Annotated in this window: 13 protein-coding genes; 7 read left to right on the top strand and 6 right to left on the bottom strand. The window is 63.7% G+C overall.

Translation table 11 applies throughout. From position 1 onward, the window contains the following. Window positions 1-50 precede the first annotated feature (50 nt). The 6 genes from ACO550_RS27890 to hrpA all read right to left on the bottom strand — a co-directional run bounded on the left by ACO550_RS27890 (window position 51) and on the right by hrpA (window position 8,856). A complete protein-coding gene (locus tag ACO550_RS27890) occupies window positions 51-851 on the bottom strand; it encodes a competence/damage-inducible protein A (protein ID WP_315595439.1) in 801 nt (266 codons plus the stop codon). Between the two features lie 20 nt (window positions 852-871). Continuing rightward, window positions 872-1,744, bottom strand: a complete 873-nt coding sequence (locus ACO550_RS27885) for an EI24 domain-containing protein (protein ID WP_315595438.1) — start codon at window positions 1,742-1,744, stop codon at window positions 872-874. A 56-nt stretch (window positions 1,745-1,800) separates the two neighbouring features. Then, the gene (locus tag ACO550_RS27880; RefSeq protein WP_315595437.1) at window positions 1,801-2,796 is read right to left on the bottom strand and encodes a sterol desaturase family protein; all 996 of its coding nucleotides are present in this window, start codon (window positions 2,794-2,796) and stop codon (window positions 1,801-1,803) included. Beyond that, on the bottom strand, window positions 2,797-3,672 hold the full coding sequence (locus ACO550_RS27875; RefSeq protein ID WP_315595436.1) for a polysaccharide deacetylase family protein: 876 nt from the start codon (window positions 3,670-3,672) through the stop codon (window positions 2,797-2,799). A 7-nt stretch (window positions 3,673-3,679) separates the two neighbouring features. Continuing rightward, window positions 3,680-4,666 carry a YVTN family beta-propeller repeat protein gene (locus ACO550_RS27870; RefSeq protein WP_315595435.1) on the bottom strand — a complete coding sequence of 329 codons (987 nt, stop codon included), beginning with the start codon at window positions 4,664-4,666 and terminating at the stop codon, window positions 3,680-3,682. 140 nt (window positions 4,667-4,806) lie between these two features. Then, window positions 4,807-8,856: an ATP-dependent RNA helicase HrpA gene (gene hrpA, locus ACO550_RS27865; protein ID WP_315595434.1), complete on the bottom strand. Its 4,050-nt coding sequence runs from the start codon at window positions 8,854-8,856 to the stop codon at window positions 4,807-4,809. A 23-nt stretch (window positions 8,857-8,879) separates the two neighbouring features. Between hrpA and argA the strand changes: the two genes are divergently transcribed. The 7 genes from argA to narH all read left to right on the top strand — a co-directional run bounded on the left by argA (window position 8,880) and on the right by narH (window position 21,713). Further along, entirely contained in the window at window positions 8,880-10,322 is a 1,443-nt protein-coding gene (argA, locus tag ACO550_RS27860; RefSeq protein ID WP_315595433.1) for an amino-acid N-acetyltransferase, read from the top strand. Between the two features lie 107 nt (window positions 10,323-10,429). Then, window positions 10,430-10,705, top strand: coding sequence for an oxidative damage protection protein (locus ACO550_RS27855; protein WP_315595432.1), 276 nt, complete (start codon window positions 10,430-10,432; stop codon window positions 10,703-10,705). A gap of 176 nt (window positions 10,706-10,881) precedes the next feature. Continuing rightward, window positions 10,882-13,476, top strand: coding sequence for a hypothetical protein (locus ACO550_RS27850; RefSeq protein ID WP_315595431.1), 2,595 nt, complete (start codon window positions 10,882-10,884; stop codon window positions 13,474-13,476). Window positions 13,477-13,638: 162 nt separating this feature from the next. Continuing rightward, a complete protein-coding gene (locus ACO550_RS27845) occupies window positions 13,639-14,919 on the top strand; it encodes an MFS transporter (protein WP_315595430.1) in 1,281 nt (426 codons plus the stop codon). A 37-nt stretch (window positions 14,920-14,956) separates the two neighbouring features. Continuing rightward, on the top strand, window positions 14,957-16,342 hold the full coding sequence (locus ACO550_RS27840; RefSeq protein ID WP_315595429.1) for a NarK family nitrate/nitrite MFS transporter: 1,386 nt from the start codon (window positions 14,957-14,959) through the stop codon (window positions 16,340-16,342). Between the two features lie 56 nt (window positions 16,343-16,398). Continuing rightward, window positions 16,399-20,163 carry a nitrate reductase subunit alpha gene (locus ACO550_RS27835; protein ID WP_315595428.1) on the top strand — a complete coding sequence of 1,255 codons (3,765 nt, stop codon included), beginning with the start codon at window positions 16,399-16,401 and terminating at the stop codon, window positions 20,161-20,163. Further along, window positions 20,160-21,713 (top strand): nitrate reductase subunit beta, encoded by a 1,554-nt coding sequence (narH, locus tag ACO550_RS27830; protein WP_315595427.1) that lies wholly within the window; start codon window positions 20,160-20,162, stop codon window positions 21,711-21,713. Before ACO550_RS27835 ends, narH begins: the two co-directional genes overlap by 4 nt. Window positions 21,714-21,726 lie beyond the last annotated feature (13 nt).

Genomic DNA, 21,726 nt, shown 5'->3' with positions numbered 1-21,726 from the left:
AGTGTTGTTGCTCCCCTCTCCCGCACGGCGGGAGAGGGGAGAACCCCATGCTACTGCTCGATGATTTCGAAGCCCATGGCGCGCACGCCGTCGAGCAGCATGGCGTAGGCCGCCGGCAACTGATCGGCCGGGCCTTTCACACCGAGGTCGATGTGACGGCGCGCGAAACGGTCGCCGCGGCTGACATCTCCCACCGATGGCAGGCTGAATACGCGGATTCCCGGGAATACCGACTGCACCTGCTCCATCAGTGGTGTCAGCGTCGACTCCGGGGCCTCGAACACGTAGAACGCCCGTGACTGCTCCGCATCGCGATGAAACAGGTCGGTGTAGTAGTGGTCGAGCACCCATTCCATCATCGGCCACGCCATGACCGGGAAACCCGGCATGAAATGATGGTTGGCCACCGAGAAGCCCGGAATCCGGTTGTAGCTGTTTGGAATGATGCGCGCGCCGGCCGGGAACTCGCCCATCTTGAAACGGTGCTGGTTTTCGGGCCGGTTCAGGTCGGCCTTGACCGGATCGCCTTCGGCGGACTCCGCGATGCGCAGCGCAATCTGCTCGCGCGCATCGGGATGCAACACCAACTCCACCCCCAGGGCGGCCGCCGCGCATTGGCGCGTGTGATCGTCCGGCGTCGCACCAATGCCGCCCGTGCAGAAGACCACGTCTGGCCCGGCCAGCGTGCGCCGCAGCGTGGCGGTGATGCGCTCACGCTCGTCGCCGACATACTCGGCCCAGTCCAGCGCAAGGCCGCGCGCACCGAGCAGTTCGATGGCCTTGCGCATGTGCTTGTCTTCGCGCCGGCCGGAGAGGATCTCGTCACCAACGACAATCAAACCGAAACCCATGATGCCCTCTTTTTCTGTATTCAGGATTGCTCGATGCGGCGCACATCGGAAGGCGCCAGGTCGATCACGTCAGGTGCGGGCGGCGGCGGTGCGGCCGCCGCACGCTCGGCACGCAGGTCGGCCAGCGCGCGCAGGCAGAAATGGCCGAACCAAAGCGCCGAGAAGATGAAGATCAGCACGTAGAGCCACAGCGTGCCGGCCAGCACGACCGGAAACAGGAAGATGATGACAGCCGACCAGACCCACAGCAAGGTCGGCGCGGAACCCAGCAAACCCACTACCACACCCATCGTCAGCAAGGACACGCGGTGCCGCTTCATCAGCGTCTTGCGCTCCTCGGCCGTGGCGTGTTCGGACAGCGCGTCGTACGTCATCACGCGGTAGGTCAGCCAGCCCCACAAGACTGGCGGAATCAGCGCGAAGAATGGCGGAATCAGCCACAGCGGCAACGTCACCAGCACCAGCAACAGGAACACCAGCGTGTTGCCGAGCGCCTGGAACACGCTGCCCACGACGCTGCCACCATGCGCCTTCTGCAGATCGGGATAACTGCGTTCCAGATGCTTCACCACCGCCGGCACCGAGAACAGGCTGATAAACACCAGCATCGATGCGATCACCAGCGGAATCGCCAGTGTGAGCACGAACAGCGGCGCCACCACCGAGCGCAACGATTGCAGGCTCAGCCAGTCGAGCATCGAATAGATCCAGCTCGTGAATACCGAACCTTCGAGCAGCGTGCGCGCGCCACCCATGATCGGTTCCCAGCCCCACCAGATCAGTCCGCCCCAGAGCACGGTGGCCAGGACAAAAGGAATCACGGTCAGCATCAGCATGCGCGGATGCAACTGGCCAACCAGGGCGCGCCCGAAGGCGCGGAAGATATCGTTCATGCGGTCAAGAGATCAGGTAAGCCTGCAAAGCCTAGCACAGGCCAGCGGCGTCTCCATCACCCCAGACGCAACAGACGTTTGATGCCCAGCCATTGCTGGGACAGGAAGCCGGCGCCGTAGTTGCGGCCACGGCCTGCCGGAGGCGGCATCTGGTCGCGGATACCGGTCGGATAGTAGACGTCGGTAAATACGGCCGTACGGAACAGCATGTCCCACCACGGGAAAATCACGCCATAGTTGCAGCCACCCAGGCGCACCGGCTTGCCCTGCCCGCCTTGCCGCTCATGGCCCAGGCCCACCGCATGGTGCGTGCGATGAAACCTTGGGGAGACCAGCAGGCGCTCGCCCAGCCAGCCGAAGTGGAGCTTCAGGTTGGCATGCTGCAGGCTCTGCAGCAGCTGCGACAGCGCCACCAGCAGTACGTACTGCGACGGCTCGACACCCACCGCCAGCGCGACCGTGGCAAACACGAAGTCGCGCAGGATATCGTCGAGCAGGTGATTGCGGTTGTCGCTCCACAGCGTCATCTGCTGCTGGCTGTGATGTACCGCGTGCAGGCTCCACCACCAGCGGTAGGTATGCGAGAAGCGGTGATACCAGTAGTCGAGCAGATCGAACAGCAGCAGGTAGACAAAGAAGCTGACCAGCGGGATCGACGTCACCGCGGGCCACCAGTCTTCCACATTGATGCGCTGCCAGCCCAGCAGGCGCAGATGGCCTTCGATGCCGTCCATCAGCGGTGCCAGCAGGAAAAACATGGCCAGCCGGAACACACCGAGGCGGTGGAACACCGTGTAGAACATGTCGGTGCGGATGGCCTTGCGATCGGTCACCGGCTCCACCGGGCGCAATTTCTCCAGCGGGCCCAGGATCAGGATCATCACCGCAATCTGCACCACGCCCACCAGCAACCACTCGGTGCCGGTAAAGGCGTCCTCGGCATAGCCGCCAAACCCGAGGTTGTAGACCACGGGCAAGATCACGTCCTGGAAGACCGTGGCCTCGATCTGGCCGACCCACAGGTTGACCCAGTTACTGAACGCGTCCCACATTTACCGTTTCGACCCCGACGTCGCGCTGGATTGGGTTGATGATTGTGATTGTGCGCCGGTTTGCACCAGGCCGCGCTGGGCAATCCAGTTCTTGTACTGCGGATGCTCGCGCAACGTGGCAAAACAGAAGCCCTTCTGTTCCAGCCCGCTGATCAGCGGTTCCAGCACGGCCGGGGCCCAGGGATCCTTGCGCGACCAGATGCCCAGGTGGGCCATCGTGATGTCGCCGTCGCGCAGGTCGCGCAGCGCCTTGTCGAGCAAGGCCTGGTTCGGGAATTTCTCTGACGACAGTTCATCGCCGAGGAACCCGGCCGGGGCCCAGCCAACGTGCTTGAAGCCGCATTGCTCGGCCCATGCCAGGGTCTGCGGTGCGGTCCGGCCGCCGGGCGCGCGCCACAGCGGCACCATCGGCTGGCCGGTCATCGACTGCAACGCCTGCGCGCTGCGGCGCAATTCCGTACAGAAGGTGGCCTCGGTCATGGTCACGTCCTTGCCGCCCTGCGCACCGAACTGCGGGCGCATGGTGACCTTGTCGCCCTTCACACTGCGCAGGTAGACGTGATCGAACGTGTGCGTGCCAAACGCGTGGCCGTCGGCCGCGAGCGATTTCCAGAACGGCGCCCACGCCGGGTCCAGCGAACTGTCCTTGTTGACGGTCGGTTCATTGGCCAGGAAGAACGTGGCGCGGATATGGTGCTTGCGCAGCGTGCGGGCAATCAGCTCGGCCTGGCTCATGCTGCCAGTGTCGAACGTCAGGTAGAGCGTACCGGCCCGGCAGGCGCCGGGGCTGGCTTCGGCTGCCGCCGCCAGCGAACCGCCAACGGAGGCAGCAGTCACAACAGTAACCGCGGCAATACGCGAAATCGTGCGGCGCATGATGGCCTCAATACAGCGGTGCGCGGGTCTTGAAATAGATGCCGTGCGGCGACTTGCCCACGCGGATCGTCTTTATCAGCTTGCGGCTGGCCACGTCGATCAGGCCCACCGAGCGCGCCCAGCGGAACGTCACCCACAGCGTCTTGCCGTCGGCAGTCAGCTCCATGTCATCCGGCCCGGGCAGCAGGCCGGTGATATCCCCTACCTTGGACAGCGTTTGCTGGTCGATGATGCTGATCGAACCCGAGACACGATTGGTCAGGAACAGGTGGCGCTTGTCGCCCACGGCACGGAAGTTGTGCGCGCCCTTGCCGGTCTGGATCTGCTTGACCACCGTACGCGTGCGCCAGTCGATCACCGCCACGTAGTCGGCGCCGGTCATGCCCACCAGCAGGTACTTCTGGTCCGGCGTCACCCAGATGCCGGCCGGTGCCGAGCCCGCCTCCATGACCCACAGCACGTTGAGCGTGGTCAGGTCAATGGCGGCGATCTGGTTGGAATCCTGCAGCGTGATGAACGCAATCTTGCTGTCGGCCGTGAACGCGATATGGCTTGGCGTCTTGGGCAACGGGAACTGCTTGGCGATCTTGAGCTGATGTCCGTCCCAGCGGTACACGTCCACGCGATCGAGCCGGTTGCCGGTGGCCACGAACCACTTCTGGTCCGGCGAGAAGCCCACCTGGTATGGATCGTCGATATTGGGCACGCGCTGCTGCACCTTGCCCGTCACCGGATCCAGGAAGACCACGTCGTTGCCGACCGCATTGGCTACGATCAACGACTTTTCGTCGGGCGTCGCAATCAGATGGTGCGGTTCCTTGCCGATAGGAAAGGTCTCAATGACCTTCTGGGTGTCCTTGTCGATGAGAGTGACGCTTGCATCACCAGAATTCAGGATCACCACCACTTCCGCGCGGGCGGGCGCGGCGACCATTGCCAATGCCAGGGCGCCGACCGATACCACCCCAGCCACAACACGACGCAATGCGAGCATAAGACCGTTATTTCAAGACGAATCGCGCATTCTAACGTTTTGCCGCGCCGATGCGATGACGGCGCACCCAGATTCTTAAGCGACCCTTACATTTGGATACATGTGAATGACGCTTTCCATCCGAGCGACGCCCTCAATGCCTACCGCTGCATCGATTCCCAGACCTTCTGCAGCCGCTTGACCGAGATCGGCTGTGGCGTACGCAGCTCTTGCGCAAACAAAGCCACACGCAATTCCTCAAGCATCCAACGGAATTCGTCGAGGCGCGCGTCAGCAGCGCCACGGCCTTGCGCGCGCAACTGCTTCTCGGCGCGTTGCCACTGCTGCACCAGCGGCGACATTTCCTGGATGCGCTGGCTGTCGCGGCCCGGATCGCCCTTGAGCTTGTCCACGCGCATCGCCATGCCTTTGAGGTAGCGCGGAAAATGCACCAGCTGCGCATAGGGGGTATCGGCCACGAACGACTTGCTCATGAGCCGGCCCAACTGCGCTTCCAGGTCCTGGTAAGCCGATCCGAATGGCTTGGCTTGCAGCAATTTGCGCGGCAATGAGGCGAATTCCGCGAGGATGGTGCCGACCAGCCGCGCAATCTCCTGCGCCAACAATGACAGACGTGCCCTGCCCTCGTCCTTGCGTACGTTGAACTCAGCCTCGTTGCGTGGCAGCGGTGCTTGCAGGCAGGCGCGTTCGAGCGCCATCAGCACGATCTGGCTGCGCAGTTCCTCCTGCGTGCCCAACGCCATGTACTGCATCGCCATCTGCTGCAAGTTCGGAATATTCTTCTCGATGAATTTGACCTGCTCGCGCAACTGCAGCGCAAACAGCCGCAGCAGGCCCGCATGGTGAATGCGAGCGGCTTCCTGCGGATCGTCGAATACCTCGACGTCGCAATGGTCGCCATGGTCGACCAGCGCCGGATAGCCAAACAGCGTCTGGTTGCCCTTGCGGATTTCCAGCAACTCGGGCAACTCACCAAACGACCACGAGGTCAGGTTTTCGTACTGGCCAGCCTCGGCTGCCGGCACATCGCGCGCGGCAATGTTCTGGAACGACTGCTGCGCCTGCCCGCCAAACTCCGCGCGCAACTGGGCCAGGTTACGGCCCATGTCGAGCTGGCGACCGTGCTCGTCGATCACCTTGAAGTTCATCGAATGGTGCGCCGGCAGCGTTTCCAGCTTGAAGTCGGCGCGGCGGATCATGGTGCCGGTCTGCTCGCGGATATCGGCGATCAGCACATCCACCAGATCGCCCTCGCCAAACGGCTGGCGCTCGACAAACCCGGCCGCATAGTCGGGCAGCGGCACGCAGTGGCGACGCAGCTTCTGCGGCAATGACTTCAGCAGCAGATGCACTTTCTCCTTGATCATGCCCGGCACCAGCCATTCGGCGCGCTCGGGACGGATCTGGTTCAGCGCATACAGCGGCACGGTCAGCGTCACGCCATCACGATGGCTGCCCGGTTCGAAGTGGTAGGACAAACCCATGTCGATGCCGGCAACCGGCAGCAGCTTCGGGAACAGGTCGGTGGTGATGCCCGCCGCCTCGTGCCGCATCAGCTCGTCACGATTCAGGTACAGCAGCTTGCGATCCTTGGCGGATTCAGCCTGGTACCACGTCTCGAACGCTACCTGGTTATGGATCTCGGCCGGGATCGCGCGTTCGTAGAACGCGTAGATCAGCACATCGTCAACCAGCACGTCCTGGCGGCGCGACTTGTGCTCAAGATTCTCGATCTCGCGCACCAACCGCTGGTTATGCGCGAAGAACGGCAGGCGGGTGTCGAACTCGCCTTCCACCAGCGCGCTACGGATAAAGATCTCGCGGGCCTCGGACGGATTCATCGGCCCGAAATGGACCCGCCGGTGTTGGTAGACCGGCAAGCCGTACAGCGTGCCGCGCTCCATTGCCACTACCTGGCCCGCCTTCTTTTCCCAATGCGGCTCGCTCCAGCTCACATTGAGCAGATGGCGCCCCACCTGCTCGATCCATTCCGGCTCGACCTTTGCCAGCGTGCGCGCAAACAGGCGACTGGTCTCGACCAGTTCGGCGGCAATGATCCAGCGGCCTACCTTGCGCGCGATCAACGACCCCGGCCACAGGTGGAACTTGATGCCGCGCGCGCCCAGGTACTCGCGACCCTTGCCATCGGCTTCGTCCAGTTTCAGGCCCACATTGCCGAGCAGGCCGGTCAGCAGCGCCTTGTGTACCTGCTCGAACGTCGGCTCGGTTTCATTGAGGCGCCAGCCCTGTTCGCTGACCGTGGTGTGCAACTGCGAATGCACGTCACGCCACTCGCGCAGGCGCACATGCGACAGGAAATTGCTGCGGCACTGCTCCTGCAACTGGCGGTTGGTCTTCTTGTGGGCGACGGCGTCCTCGAACCATTTCCAGAGCTTGACCCAGCCCAGGAACTCCGAACGTTCATCCATGAACTTGCGATGCGCCTGGTCGGCGGCCTCCTGCGCGTCAGGCGGGCGGTCGCGCGGGTCCTGCACCGACAAGGCGCTGGCAATGATCAGCACCTCGCGCAGGCAATGCTGGTCCTTGGCGGCCAGGATCATGCGTGCTACGCGCGGGTCGAGCGGCAGCTTGGCCAGTTGCCGGCCGGTGCCGGTCAACTGGTTGGCCTCGTCGAGCGCCCCGAGTTCCTGCAGGAGCTGGTAGCCATCGGCCACCGCGCGGCCCAGCGGGGGCTCGATAAACGGGAAGGCCTCGATATCGGTCAGCCGCAGCGCCTTCATGCGCAGGATCACCGCGGCCAGCGACGAGCGCAGGATTTCCGGATCGGTGAAACGCGCCCGCCCCACGAAATCGCTTTCCTCGTACAGCCGGATGCAAACGCCGTCTGCCACCCGGCCGCAACGACCGGCACGCTGGTTGGCGGCGGCCTGCGAGATCGATTCGATCTGCAGCTGTTCCACCTTGTTGCGGTACGAGTAGCGTTTCACGCGCGCCAGGCCGGTATCGACCACGTAGCGGATACCGGGCACCGTCAGCGAGGTCTCCGCCACATTGGTAGCCAGCACGATGCGGCGCGCATTCGACGGCTTGAACACGCGCTCCTGCTCCTGCACCGAAAGCCGCGCGAACAGCGGCAGGATCTCGGTGTGTGGCGGGTGATGCTTGCGCAGGGCCTCGGCGGCTTCGCGGATCTCGCGTTCGCCGGGCAGGAACACCAGCACATCGCCCGAGCCCAGGCGGCACAGTTCGTCGACGGCATCGACGATACCGTCGTAGAGGTCACGCTCCCGGGCCTTCGCGCTGCGCGGCGCGGCGTCGGCCGGCTGGTCGTCCTGGATTGGCCGGTAGCGGATTTCCACCGGATACAGGCGCCCGCTGACCTCGATCACCGGCGCCGGCTTGCCATCGCGCGCGAAATGCTCGGCAAAGCGCTTGGCGTCGATCGTCGCCGACGTGATGATGACTTTCAGGTCGGGCCGCTTCGGCAGGATCTGCCGCAGGTAGCCGATCAGGAAATCGATATTGAGGCTGCGTTCGTGCGCCTCGTCGATGATGATCGTGTCGTACGCGCGCAGCAGCGGATCATTCTGCGTTTCCGCCAGCAGGATACCGTCGGTCATCAGCTTGACCGACGCGCCAGCCGACATGGTGTCGTTGAACCGCACCTGATAGCCCACGTGCTCGCCGATCGGCGTGCCCAGTTCCTGTGCAATCCGCTTGGCGGTAGACGTGGCGGCGATCCGGCGCGGCTGGGTGTGGCCAATCAGGCCACCGCCCGGCTTGCCTTCGCGCGCGGGCCCGCGTCCGATCGACAGCGCGATCTTGGGCAACTGGGTGGTCTTGCCCGAGCCGGTCTCGCCCGAGACGATCACCACCTGGCTGGCCTGCAGCGCCTTCGCAATCTCGTCGCGCCGTGCCGATACCGGCAGCGCTTCAGGGAATGTGATCTCGGGCAGCGGGTTGGCCAGGCGCACCGGCTGTGGCGGGCGCGGCGGGCGCTCCGCACGCGGCGGGCGCTGGGCATCCTGCTGGCCCGGCCGGCGCGGCTCGCCCTGCGGCCGTGGCGGACGCGGGCTGCCCGCCGGACCGGGTTGGCGCGGCGGGCGGGGCGGACGCGGTGGGCGAGTGCCGTCATCCGCCTCGCGCGGAGCGGAATGCGAACGGGCCGGGGAGGATTGCACCTCGGCGGACTTGGCCGGGGCAGGTTTGACGGGGCGTTGTGCTGACATTGGGCGGGATTATAATCCGCCGCATGAACGCCAGAACCGACGCCCCGCAGCAGGACCCCGAGCCTGCCGCCATCCCTGCCCCGCTGCCCGATACGGCTGCGCCCGCCACCCCGATTCCGTCCGCCACGGCCGCCAGTGAGCTGGCCGAGACCGGCGGCCCGGACCAGCAGCAATTTGTTGACTGGCTGCGCGCTGTCGCCCCATACATCCACACGTTCCGCGGCAAGACCTTCGTGATCGCGTTCAGCGGCGAACTGGTCAAGGCCGGCGTGCTCAACGCGCTGGTCAACGACGTGGCGCTGCTGCACGCGATGGGCATGCATGTGGTGCTGGTGTTTGGCTCGCGACCGCAGGTCGAGGAACAACTGGCGCTGCGCAATGTGCAGTCGCAGTACGCCGACGGCGTGCGCATCACGGATAACGCGGCGCTCGAATGCGCCAAGGAAGCCGCCGGCGAGCTGCGCCTCGATATCGAGGCGGCGTTCAGCCAGGGCCTGCCCAATACGCCGATGGCCGGCGCCCAGCTGTCGGTGATCTCGGGCAACTTCATTACTGCGCGCCCGGTGGGCATCGTCAACGGCGTGGATTACCAGCACACCGGCCTGGTACGCAAGATCGACAACGATTCGATGCGCATGTCGCTCTCCCATGGCAAGGTTGTGCTGCTGTCGCCTCTGGGCTTTTCGCCGACGGGCCAGGCATTCAACCTGTCAATGGAAGATGTGGCCAGCGCCGCGGCCAGCGCACTCAAGGCGGACAAGCTGATCTTCATCACCGAGGTCCCGGGCGTGCCGGACCAGGTCGGCAAGCTGATGAAGGAAATGTCGTTGCGCACCGCGCAGGAGAGGTTGCAGAACAACCATCTGCCATCCGACGTGGCCTATTACCTGCAACATCTGGTCAAGGCACTCAAGGGCGGTGTGCCGCGCGCGCACCTGATTCCGTTCGGCCTCGACGGCTCGGTGCTGCTGGAACTGTTCCTGCACGACGGCGTGGGCACGATGGTCTCGGACACCGACCTCGAAAGCCTGCGCGAAGCCACGCTCGACGATGTGGGCGGCATCCTCCAACTGATTGCGCCGCTGGAGGCCGATGGCACGCTGGTGCCACGTGGCCGTCACCTGATCGAACGCGACATCGACAAATTCTCGGTGATCGAGCATGACAACGTGCTGTTTGGCTGCGCCGCGCTTTACGAATTCCCGCGCGAGAGCATGGGCGAAATGGCCTGCCTGACCGTTTCCTCGGAAGCGCAGGGCACCGGCGATGGCGAGCGGCTGCTCAAGCGCATCGAGCGCCGCGCCCGCACGCTGGGCCTGGACCGCCTGTTCGTGCTCACCACGCGTACCGAACACTGGTTCCTGAAGCGCGGTTTCGTGCATGCCACGGTGGACGATCTGCCCGAAGACAAGCGCAAGCTCTACAACTGGCAGCGCAAGTCGATGGTGCTGATGAAGAAGCTGTAAGAAGCTGTAGATGTAGAAAACAACATGCGCCAGGGGCATGGGCGGCCGACGCTGCCCTGCCTGGCCAGCTTGGCTACAATAGCGGCCACACGAACAAGGAGTCCCTCATGGCCCGCATGGTCCATTGCGTCAAACTGAACAAGGAAGCCGAAGGTCTCGACCTCCCGCCGCTGCCCGGCGAACTCGGCAAGAAGATCTGGCAAAGCGTGTCGAAGGAAGCCTGGGCCGGCTGGCTCAAGCACCAGACCATGCTGATCAACGAAAACCGCCTGAACATGGCCGACGCCCGCGCGCGCCAGTACCTGCTCAAGCAGACCGAGAAGTATTTCTTCGGCGAAGGCGCCGACCAGGCCATGGGCTACGTGCCCCCGCCGTCGGCCTGAGCGCTTCCCGCTCCCGCCTGCGTGCCCTCTCCCGCTGTCCCATCCGTCATGCGGGACAGGGCACCATATCTCCCGCCGCCTCCGGCAATCCATTCCCAGCCCCCCGCCTTGCCTCCTAACCTGCGCTGACGCCGGCGCACTGCGCGCCGCGTTCACATCCATGCGGAGGCAGGAACATGGCAATTCTTTTCGATATCAAGGTGGAAAGCGGGGCATCGCAGTGGTACGGGGTCATCTCGATCACCAACATCCGTCATGCCGACGGCGCTCCCGTCAAGGTCAACCATTTCCTCGGCATGAAGTTCCGCTCGCCGGCAGCGGTCCAGCCGACCGACTTCAACGTGCAGTACCAGAACTGGGTACCGTCCACGACCGCGACCGAGAACGACCAGATCGATAGCCAGAGCTGGGACGTCGAGGCCAAGATCAACTTCGAGACGCCCCATACTTTTGCATCGCAGGACCGCATCAACATCGGCATCAATGGCGACCTGACCGGGACCGGCGCCGCGACCTACCTGTCTTCATTCGCGCTGGCCGCCGACGCGCTGCCCAACACCAATGGCACGGTGCGCGTGCAGGCGGCGTCGGCACCCGACCCGGCACTCTATTCGGTCGCGCAAACCATCCGGTTCACACAGGGCGACAAGTCCCATGTCGATGAAGTATCGCCAGGCACTACCACGCCACTGACGTTGCCTGCCGGCACCTACAGCGTGACGGTCGACGAACTGGCCAACGATGCCTACACGGTCGTGGCCGAGGCGCATGTGCATCCGACCACCATCACCATCACACCTGGCAGCACCGCCGCGGCTGTCGTGAACTACTCGGCCGCACAGCGCTACGCCAGGCTCGATGTGGTGCTCGGGCAGATCCCCGTGCTGGCCGACGAGGAACTGGATGTCAGCATCGTGGTGCGCAACACCGGCGAAACGCTGCTCGACTTCTGGATGCCACCTGGATCGGTGATGCCGCTGGGAGGTTTGCCACCGGTCGGCGTGGTGGATATCAGCGTGGCGACGCTGGCGCTCAACAATGTCCGGTACTCGTTTCCGACCAAGGTCCGCGACCTGTCCACATCGGCCGAGACCGTGACGTTCACCGCCAGCGACATGCAGACCACCGCGGTCAGCACCACGTGTTTCGTCACGCTGCCGATCGTCGTCACGTCGGACGTCAGCCTCGACACCACGCTCGATCTGCGACTGGTGGCATCGGGCATGACCTACCGGCAAGCCATTCCGCTTGCCGCAGGTACGCACACATACCCTTTGGCAGTGCCCGTGCAACCCCAAACCTATGCGATCGAGGCGCCGGACTTCATCGTCGATGGCGTGGTCCACAACGTGCAAACGGTCGACCAGCTCACCGTGGTGCCGAATGGCGCAACGCAATTGCGCATCGAGGTCACCACCGGCGCCAACCTCAAGGTGCGCGGCTTCCCTGACTTCCTGAGCTTTGGCGGTTGCGCCGACCTGACACCGGGCAACGCCGCGGATTTCGTCGCGGCACGCGCATCGTCGGTATTCAAGTACGCGGGCTTCGATGGCGCCGGCGATGCCAATGTCTACCTGACCTCGGACAATCAGACCACCGCTACGATCCTGCTGGCGCGCGATGTCGAGAAGCAGATCGGCGGCGGCCATCAGGTGCTTCCGGTCATCGTGTCGTACACCTGCAACCTGTCGCTCGGCGACACGCCGACGCAACTGGCCAACAAGCTGGGACTGGCGCACAGCTTCGCCAATCTGATCCTGTCGCTGAATCTTGCGAACCAGCACCTTGACGCCGGCCATCCCGTACCGGCCGGCTACGTCATCAATCCCGATTTCCTGGGCGCATGCCAGCAGGGGGGATTCGGCCCTGAGTACCCGATGCCTGTGCGCGAGCCGCTAAGGATGGCGCTCGACCACTGGAACGTGCAGGCCACCATCCCGCAGCACATCGAGGAAAACATCCGTGGCTACATTGCCGCCGTGAACTGGATGATCCGCACGGTCGCTCCGGCGGTCACGTTTGGCTGGCAGGTCAACCTGTGGGGCGTGGGGGCCTCCGAATGGATCTACGCGTCCGATGACACGCCCACCAGCAACGCCCGGTCGACCGCTGCGTTCATACGTGCGATGAAGGTCCATGAAGGTCCGGCGGTGCCGGATTTCCTGGCGGTGGACCGTTACGAGGCAGACGACTTCACGATCCGCAGCTACGCCAACGGGTACTGTTACTGGACGCACGAGTGGCAGCGCTTCTACGACTTCTGCGCGGAACTGAGCCGTGATCTCCGTTTCCCGATCATGCCGTGGCAGATTCCGGCCAGCCATGCTCCGCTGGTCTCGGACCCGGTCAACGACAACTTTGACACCCAGAACTGGGGAACCGGCGGCACCTACATCTTCGGCGATCCCGCCATCGGCTCGGACTATCGCAATATCAACCCGAAGATCGTTGCGCTGCCATTCCCGACCGCATTCCACTGGGCCATGGGGCGGACCGCCGAAGACATGTTCAAGCGTTCGGAACCGTTCAACGTCTCCGCGCCAGCCTACATCGACTTCCCGTATCGCGGCATCTTCACGGTATTGCTCGGTGGCGGCGCCACGACCGGCATCATCTCGACCGTGGGCGACGATACGTCCTTTGTGCGCGACAAGCTCAACGCCTATATGAAAGATCCGATTCCGTTCGGCAAACCCCTCGATGTAGCGGCCAGTGCCGGCGTACTGCGCAGGCCGGCACGCAAGGGCGCCCGCATACGCCGCGGCAAGTAGCCAGCTCCCCTCTCCCGCTCGCGGGAGAGGGGAGAAACCCCGGCATATGCCGGTCGAACTAGTTCGATCCGCATAGCCTTACCTCCTCTCCCGACGAATAGTCGCCAGCGCGCGGCAGGCCTACTCTGGCATCACTCTCCAAAGTGACTCCGGAATCTGGCCATGGCCACCGCAACCCTCCCCGCCCAACCCCTGGAATCTGCTCCATCAGGAGCCTGGACCACGCTCTGGTCCAGCACGTTCGCCTTCACCATCTGTTTCGCAGTCTGGATGATGTTCGCCGTGCTCGGCATTCCGCTGAAGCAGGAACTGGGCCTCAATGACACCGAGTTCGGGCTGCTGGCTGCCACACCGGTGCTCAGCGGTTCGCTGATCCGTGTGCCGCTGGGCATCTGGACCGACCGCTTCGGCGGCCGCATCGTGTTCTTCATCCTGATGCTGGCCACGGTGATCCCGATCTGGCTGATCTCGTACGTGCACACGTTCTGGCAATTGCTGGTGCTGGGGTTGTTCGTGGGCCTGGCTGGCGGTTCGTTCTCGGTGGGTACGCCCTACGTGGCACGCTGGTTTCCGCGCTCGCGCCAGGGGCTGGCCATGGGCATCTTTGGCGCCGGCAACTCGGGCGCCGCACTGACCAAGTTCGTGGCGCCGGTGCTGATCCTGGCCGCCGGCTCCTGGGAAATCGTGCCGAAGGTGTATTCCGTGGCGATGCTGGTCACGGCCGTGCTGTTCTGGCTGTTCTCGCGCAGCAATCCGGCCCATCGCTCGACCTCGGCCACGAGCTGGCGCGCACAGATGCAGATGCTGCGCGACCCGCGCGTGTGGCGCTATTCACAGTACTACTCGGTGGTGTTCGGCGGCTATGTGGCGCTGGCGCTCTGGATGACCCGCTACTACATCGGCGAATACGGCTTCGATATCAAGACGGCCGCATTCCTGGCGGCCTGCTTCTCGCTGCCCGGCGGCTTGCTGCGCGCGATCGGTGGCTGGATTTCCGACCGCCACGGTGCGCAACGCACGACGTGGTGGGTGATGTGGGTCAGTTGGGTCGCGTTCTTCCTGCTCAGCTATCCGAAGACCGATTTCACGATCTACACCGCCACCGGCCCGCAGAGCTTCCATATCGCGCTATCGCCCACGCTGTTCACGATCCTGATGTTCGTGGTGGGCATCGCGTTCGCGATCGGCAAGGCCTCGGTCTTCAAGTTCATCTCGAACGATTTCACGCACAACATCGGCGCCGTGTCTGGCGTGGTGGGCCTGGCCGGCGGCCTGGGCGGCTTCATCCTGCCGATCATGTTCGGCGCGCTGGCCGACCTGACCGGCATTCGCAGCAGCTGTTTCATGCTGATGTACGGCACGGTCTGCGTGAGCCTGGTCTGGATGCACTACAGCGGCCGCGCCGCGCAACGGCACGGACAGCTGCAAGCGCAAGCCGCGTAATGCCGTTGCCCTCCATCAACCCAACCTTCCTCACATCATGACCAGTTCCGTACTGACTCGCTGGGAACCCGAGAACGCAACGTTCTGGCGCACGCAAGGCGAACGTATCGCGTATCGCAACCTGTGGATCTCGATTCCGGCACTGATGCTGGCATTCGTGGTCTGGATGCTGTGGAGCGTGGTGGCGGTCAACCTTGATCGTGCCGGCTTCCAGTTCACCAAGAACCAGTTGGTCTGGCTCACCGCGCTGCCTGCGCTGTCCGGCGCCACGCTGCGCATCTTCTACTCGTTCCTGGTGCCGGTATTCGGCGGCCGCCGCTTCACCGCGATCTCCACCGCGCTGCTGCTGATTCCGGCGCTGGGCATGGGCTTCGCGTTGCGCGACCCGTCGACCACGTATCCGACGCTGCTGGTGCTTGCCCTGCTATGCGGCTTCGGCGGCGCCAACTTCAGTTCGTCGATGGCCAATATCAGCTTCTTCTTTCCGAAGGCAAAGAAGGGCCTGGCCACCGGCCTTAACGCTGGCATCGGCAACCTTGGGGTATCCGTGGTGCAGTTTGTCACGCCGCTGGTCGTATCGTTGGCCGTATTCGGCGCGCTCGGCGGCGAGCCGCAGAGCTATCAGGCCAACGGGGCCACGCAGACCCTGTGGCTGCAGAACGCCGGCTTTGTCTGGGTGCCGTTTATCGTGATCTCGTCGCTGGCCGCCTGGTTCGGCATGAACGACATTGCCGATGCCCGCGCGTCGTTCGCCGAGCAGGCCGTGATCTTCCAGCGCAAGCATAACTGGCTGATGTGCTGGCTCTATATCGGCACGTTCGGTTCGTTCATCGGCTTCTCGGCCGGCCTGGCGCTGCTGACCAAGTCGCAGTTCCCTGGCATCAACCCCACCGCCTACGCCTTCCTCGGGCCGCTGGTTGGCGCGCTGACGCGCCCCGTGGGCGGCTGGATTTCGGACAAGCTTGGCGGCGCACGCGTCACGCTGTGGACCTTCGTGGGCATGATCGCCGCGGTCTTCGGCGTGCTGGCCGCATTGCCGCAGGATGGACACGCCGGCAACTTCCAGATGTTCCTGGCGGCGTTCATCGTGCTGTTCGCGCTGACCGGCATCGGCAATGGTTCGACCTTCCGCATGATCCCGGTGATCTTCCTCACCGAACGCCAACGCGACGCCGCCGGCAAGGATGCCGCCGCGCAGAAGCAGGCGCTGCAGGACGCCGGCAAGGAATCGGCCGCCGTACTCGGATTCTCCGGTGCGATTGGCGCCTACGGCGGCTTCTTCATTCCAAAGAGCTTTGGCACGTCGCTGGAAATGACTGGCTCACCCGATGCCGCGCTCTATTGCTTCGTCGGCTTCTACCTGAGCTGCGTGCTGGTGACCTGGTGGTACTACGCCCGCCGCAACGCGCCCATGCCCTGCTGACCCTGCCGATCTTGCTGACGGTAGCGGCCCCACAAAACAAGCGGAGAACATAAGAAATGTCTCATTTTCTGGATCGACTGAAGTTCCTGTCGCGCGTGAAGTCCACGTATGCGGATGGGCATGGCGCGGTAGTGAACGAAGACCGCAAATGGGAAGACGGCTATCGCAGCCGTTGGCAGCACGACAAGATCGTGCGCTCCACGCATGGTGTGAACTGCACCGGTTCGTGCTCGTGGAAGGTCTATGTCAAGAATGGCCTGATTACATGGGAAACCCAGCAGACCGACTACCCGCGCACGCGCCCCGACCTGCCCAACCACGAGCCACGTGGCTGCCCGCGTGGTGCCTCCTATAGCTGGTACGTCTATTCGGCGCAGCGCGTGAAGTATCCGATGATCCGTGGCCGACTGATGGAGATGTGGCGCGAAGCCCGCAAGACCATGGACCCGGTTGCCGCATGGGCCTCGATCAGCCAGGACCCTGAAAAGGCCGCGCGCTACAAGAGCGTGCGCGGCCAGGGCGGCTTTGTGCGCGCGGACTGGAACACGGCCACCGAAATCATCGCGGCCGCCAATGCCTACACGATCAAGCAGTATGGCCCGGACCGCGTGATCGGCTTCTCACCAATCCCGGCCATGTCGATGGTCTCGTACGCGGCGGGCGCACGCTACCTGAGCCTGATCGGCGGCGCCTGCCTGTCGTTCTATGACTGGTACTGCGACCTGCCACCGGCCAGCCCGCAGATCTGGGGCGAGCAGACCGACGTGCCTGAATCCGCCGACTGGTACAACAGCACCTACCTGATGGTCTGGGGCTCGAATGTGCCGCAGACCCGCACACCCGATGCGCACTTCTATACCGAAGTCCGCTACAAGGGCACCAAGACCGTGGCCGTGTCGTCGGACTTCGGCGAGATGGTCAAGTTCGGCGACATCTGGCTCGCGCCGAAGCAAGGCACCGACGCCGCACTGGCCATGGCCATGGGCCACGTGGTGCTAAAGGAGTTCCATGCAACGGCCAGGTCGGCCTATTTCCGCGACTACGTCAAGCAGTACACCGACATGCCGATGCTGGTGCTGCTGCGCGAGCAGCAGGACGGCACGCTGGTGCCCGATCATTTTCTGCGCGCCTCGCACCTGGACGACAATCTCGACCAGGCCAACCATCCCGAATGGAAGACGCTCCAGATCGATGACGCCACCGGCGAGATCGTCGCGCCGAACGGTTCGATCGGCTTCCGCTGGGGCGAAGCCGCGCACGACGACGGCGCGAAGGTCGGTCGCTGGAACCTTGAAATGAAGGACGGCGGCAGCGGCCGCGCGATCGATCCGCGCCTGTCGCTCGTCGCCCATGCCGATGCGGTTGTCGAGGTGGGCTTCCCGTACTTCGGTGGCGAACACGATGCGCTGTTGCGCCGTCGCGTGCCGGTACGCCTGTTGACACTGGCCGACGGCAGCGTCGCGCGCGTGGCCACGGTCTACGACCTGCAGATGGCCAACTATGGTGTCGACCAGGGCCTGGGCGGCCCGAACGTCGCCAGTTCGTTCGACGACGACGTACCGTACACCCCGGCCTGGCAGGAGAAGCATACTTCGGTGCCACGCAAGCTCGTGATCCAGGTGGCGCGCGAATTCGCCGACAACGCCGATCGCACCCAGGGCAAGAGCATGGTGATCGTCGGTGCGGCGCTGAACCACTGGTATCACAACGACATGATCTATCGCGGCATCATCAACCTGCTGATGATGTGCGGCTGCGTGGGCAAGAGCGGCGGTGGCTGGGCCCACTATGTCGGCCAGGAAAAGCTGCGCCCGCAATTTGGCTGGGTGCCGCTGGCCTTCGGCTCCGACTGGTCGCGTCCACCGCGCCAGATGAATGGCACCTCGTTCTTCTACAGCCACACGAGCCAGTGGCGTCATGAAAAGCTCGGCGTGGACGAAATCCTGTCGCCCACGGCCGACCACCAGCGCTACGACAAACTGTCGCTGCTCGACCTCAACGCCAAATCCGAACGCATGGGCTGGCTGCCGTCGGCCCCGCAGCTTGGCAGGAATCCGCTCGACGTGGTGGCCGAAGCGCGCGCGGCAGGCAAGGACCCCGTAGCGCATACCGTCGAACAGTTGAAGTCCGGCACGCTGCAGTTTGCCTGCGACGACCCCGACAATCCGGCCAACTTCCCGCGCAACATGTTTGTGTGGCGTTCCAACATCCTGGGCAGCTCGGGCAAGGGTCACGAGTATTTCCTCAAATACCTGCTCGGTACCCAGAATGCCGTGTTCGGCGACGAGAACGATGCGATCAAGCCCAGCGAGGTGACCGTGCGTCCGGCCGCCGAAGGCAAGCTCGACCTGCTGACCGTGCTCGATTTCCGCATGAGCACCACCTGCCTGTACGGCGATATCGTGCTGCCGACCGCCACGTGGTACGAGAAGGACGACCTCAACACGTCGGACATGCATCCGTTTATCCATCCGCTGTCGGAGGCGGTGCAACCGCTGTGGGAAAGCAAGACCGACTGGGAAATCTACAAGGCCATTGCGAAGAAGTTCACCGAGATCGCCGGCCCTTACCTGGGCACGCGTGAAGACCTCGTATGCACCCCGCTGCTGCACGACACCCCGGGTGAACTGGGCCAGCCGTTCGAACCGAAGGACTGGAAGCACGGCGAGTGCGACCTGATCCCCGGCAAGACCGCGCCGTCGATGACCGTGGTGGAACGCAACTACGCCGACATCTACAAGAAGTTCACGTCGATCGGCCCTTTGCTCGACAAGCTCGGCAATGGCGGCAAGGGCATCAACTGGAACACCGAGCACGAGGTGCATGAGATTGGTCACCTGAGCAAGACTGTGGCCGAGCCCGGTGTCAGCTACGGCCGGCCACGCCTGGAAACGGCGATCGATGCCGCCGAGATGATCCTGACCTTCGCGCCCGAGACCAACGGCCATGTCGCCGTCAAGGCATGGGACGCATTGTCGAAGATCACCGGGCGCGATCACACGCACCTTGCCACCGGCCGCGAGCACGACAAGATCCGCTTTCGCGACGTACAGGCACAGCCGCGCAAGATCATCTCGGCACCGACCTGGTCAGGACTGGAATCGGAAGAGGTCAGCTACAACGCCGGCTACACCAACATCCACGAACTGATCCCATGGCGCACGCTGACGGGCCGCCAGCAGTTCTACCAGGATCATCGCTGGATGCTCGACTTCGGCGAAGGCGCGTGCGTCTACAAGCCGGCCATCGATACCAAGACCGTGAGCCCGATGCTGGGCCGCAAGCCCAACGGCAATCCGGAACTGGTACTGAACTGGATCACGCCGCACCAGAAGTGGGGCATCCATTCGACCTACTCGGACAATCTGCGCATGCTCACGCTGTCGCGCGGTGGCCCGCATGTCTGGATCTCGGAGGCCGAAGCCAATGCCAATGGCATCCGCGACAACGACTGGGTCGAGGTGTTCAACGTCAACGGCACGCTGACCGCGCGTGTGGTGGTGTCGCAGCGTGTGCCGCAAGGCATGTGCCTGATGTACCACGCCCAGGAAAAGATCGTCAATGTACCGGGCGCCGAGACCAGTGGCATGCGCGGCGGCATCCACAACTCGGTCACGCGCGCCGTGACCAAGCCCACGCACATGATCGGCGGCTATGCGCAACTGGCCTACGGCTTCAACTACTACGGCACGGTGGGCAGCAACCGCGATGAGTTCGTGATCCTGCGCAAGATGAACAAGGTCGAGTGGCTCGAAGGGCCGCGCAAGGAAGACCCCTCCCCCACCAACAAGACAGTGAAGACTGAAGGAGCATGGCAATGAAGATCCGCGCCCAGGTGGCCATGGTGCTGAACCTCGACAAATGCATCGGCTGCCATACCTGCTCCATTACCTGCAAGAACGTCTGGACCAGCCGCGAAGGTGTCGAGTATGCGTGGTTCAACAACGTCGAGACCAAGCCCGGCGTGGGCTTCCCGAAGGAATGGGAAAACCAGGACAAGTGGAATGGCGGCTGGAAGCGTCATGCCGACGGCAGCCTGACCCCACGCCAGGGCGGCAAGGGCAAGATCCTGGCGAACATGTTCGTCAACCCGAACCTGCCACAGATCGACGAGTACTACGAACCGTTCACGTACGACTACGAACATCTGCAGAAGGCCCCGCTGGTGGAGACACCACCGACCGCGCGTCCGGTTTCCGCCATCACGGGCAAGAAGATGGAGAAGATTGAATGGGGTCCGAACTGGGAAGACGATCTCGGCGGTGATTTTGCTTCGCGCGGCCGCGACAAGCTGTTCGACGAGATCCAGAAGGACATGTACTCGACATTCGAGAACACCTTCATGATGTATCTGCCGCGCCTGTGCGAGCACTGCCTGAATCCCACCTGCGTGGCCTCGTGCCCGTCGGGCTCGGTCTACAAGCGCGAGGAAGATGGCATCGTGCTGGTGGACCAGGACAAATGCCGCGGCTGGCGCATGTGCATCTCGGGATGCCCATACAAGAAGATCTACTTCAACTGGCAAAGCGGCAAGGCCGAGAAGTGCGTGTTCTGCTATCCGCGGATCGAAGCGGGCCAACCGACGGTCTGCTCGGAAACCTGTGTCGGCCGCATCCGCTATCTCGGCGTGATGCTCTATGACGCGGACCGCATCGAGCAGGCCGCTTCGGTGGCCGACGAACGCGACCTGTACCAGTCGCAGCTCGACCTCTTCCTCGATCCAAATGACCCGGCCGTGCAGGCCGAAGCGCTGCGCCAGGGTATTACGCAGAGCTGGCTCGATGCCGCGTGCAAGTCGCCGGTCTACAAGATGGCCTGCGAGTGGAAGGTAGCGTTCCCGCTGCATCCGGAGTACCGCACGCTGCCGATGGTCTGGTATATCCCGCCGCTCTCGCCAATCCAGTCCGCTGCAGAGTCCGGCTTCATGGGCATGAACGGCGTGATTCCCGACGTCAAGAGCCTGCGCATCCCCGTGAAATACCTTGCCAACCTGCTGACCGCAGGCGACGTCGGACCGGTGCTGTCGGCACTCGAACGGATGCTGGCCATGCGTGCCTACAAGCGCGGCCAGTCAGTGGATGGCATCGAGGATCTGGCCGTGCTCGAACAGGTTGGCCTGACGCCGGCCCAGGTCGAGGCCATGTACCAGACCATGGCCATCGCCAACTACGAAGACCGCTTTGTCGTGCCGTCCGCGCACAAGGAAATGACCGAGGACAGCTTCGACGAGAAAGGCAGCTGTGGCTTCAGCTTCGGCAACGGCTGCTCCGGTGGCGCATCGGACGGTACGTTGTTCGGCAAGAAGAAACCGCAGCCCGAGATTGCCTATGCCGACCTGCCGCGTTCGCGCCGCAAGGTCCTGGCCACATGAGCCAAACGGAGAA

The organism is Cupriavidus sp., from assembly GCF_057315035.1.
Note: the sequence above shows the minus strand (reverse complement) of the source record. Positions and strands in the feature narration are given on the sequence as shown.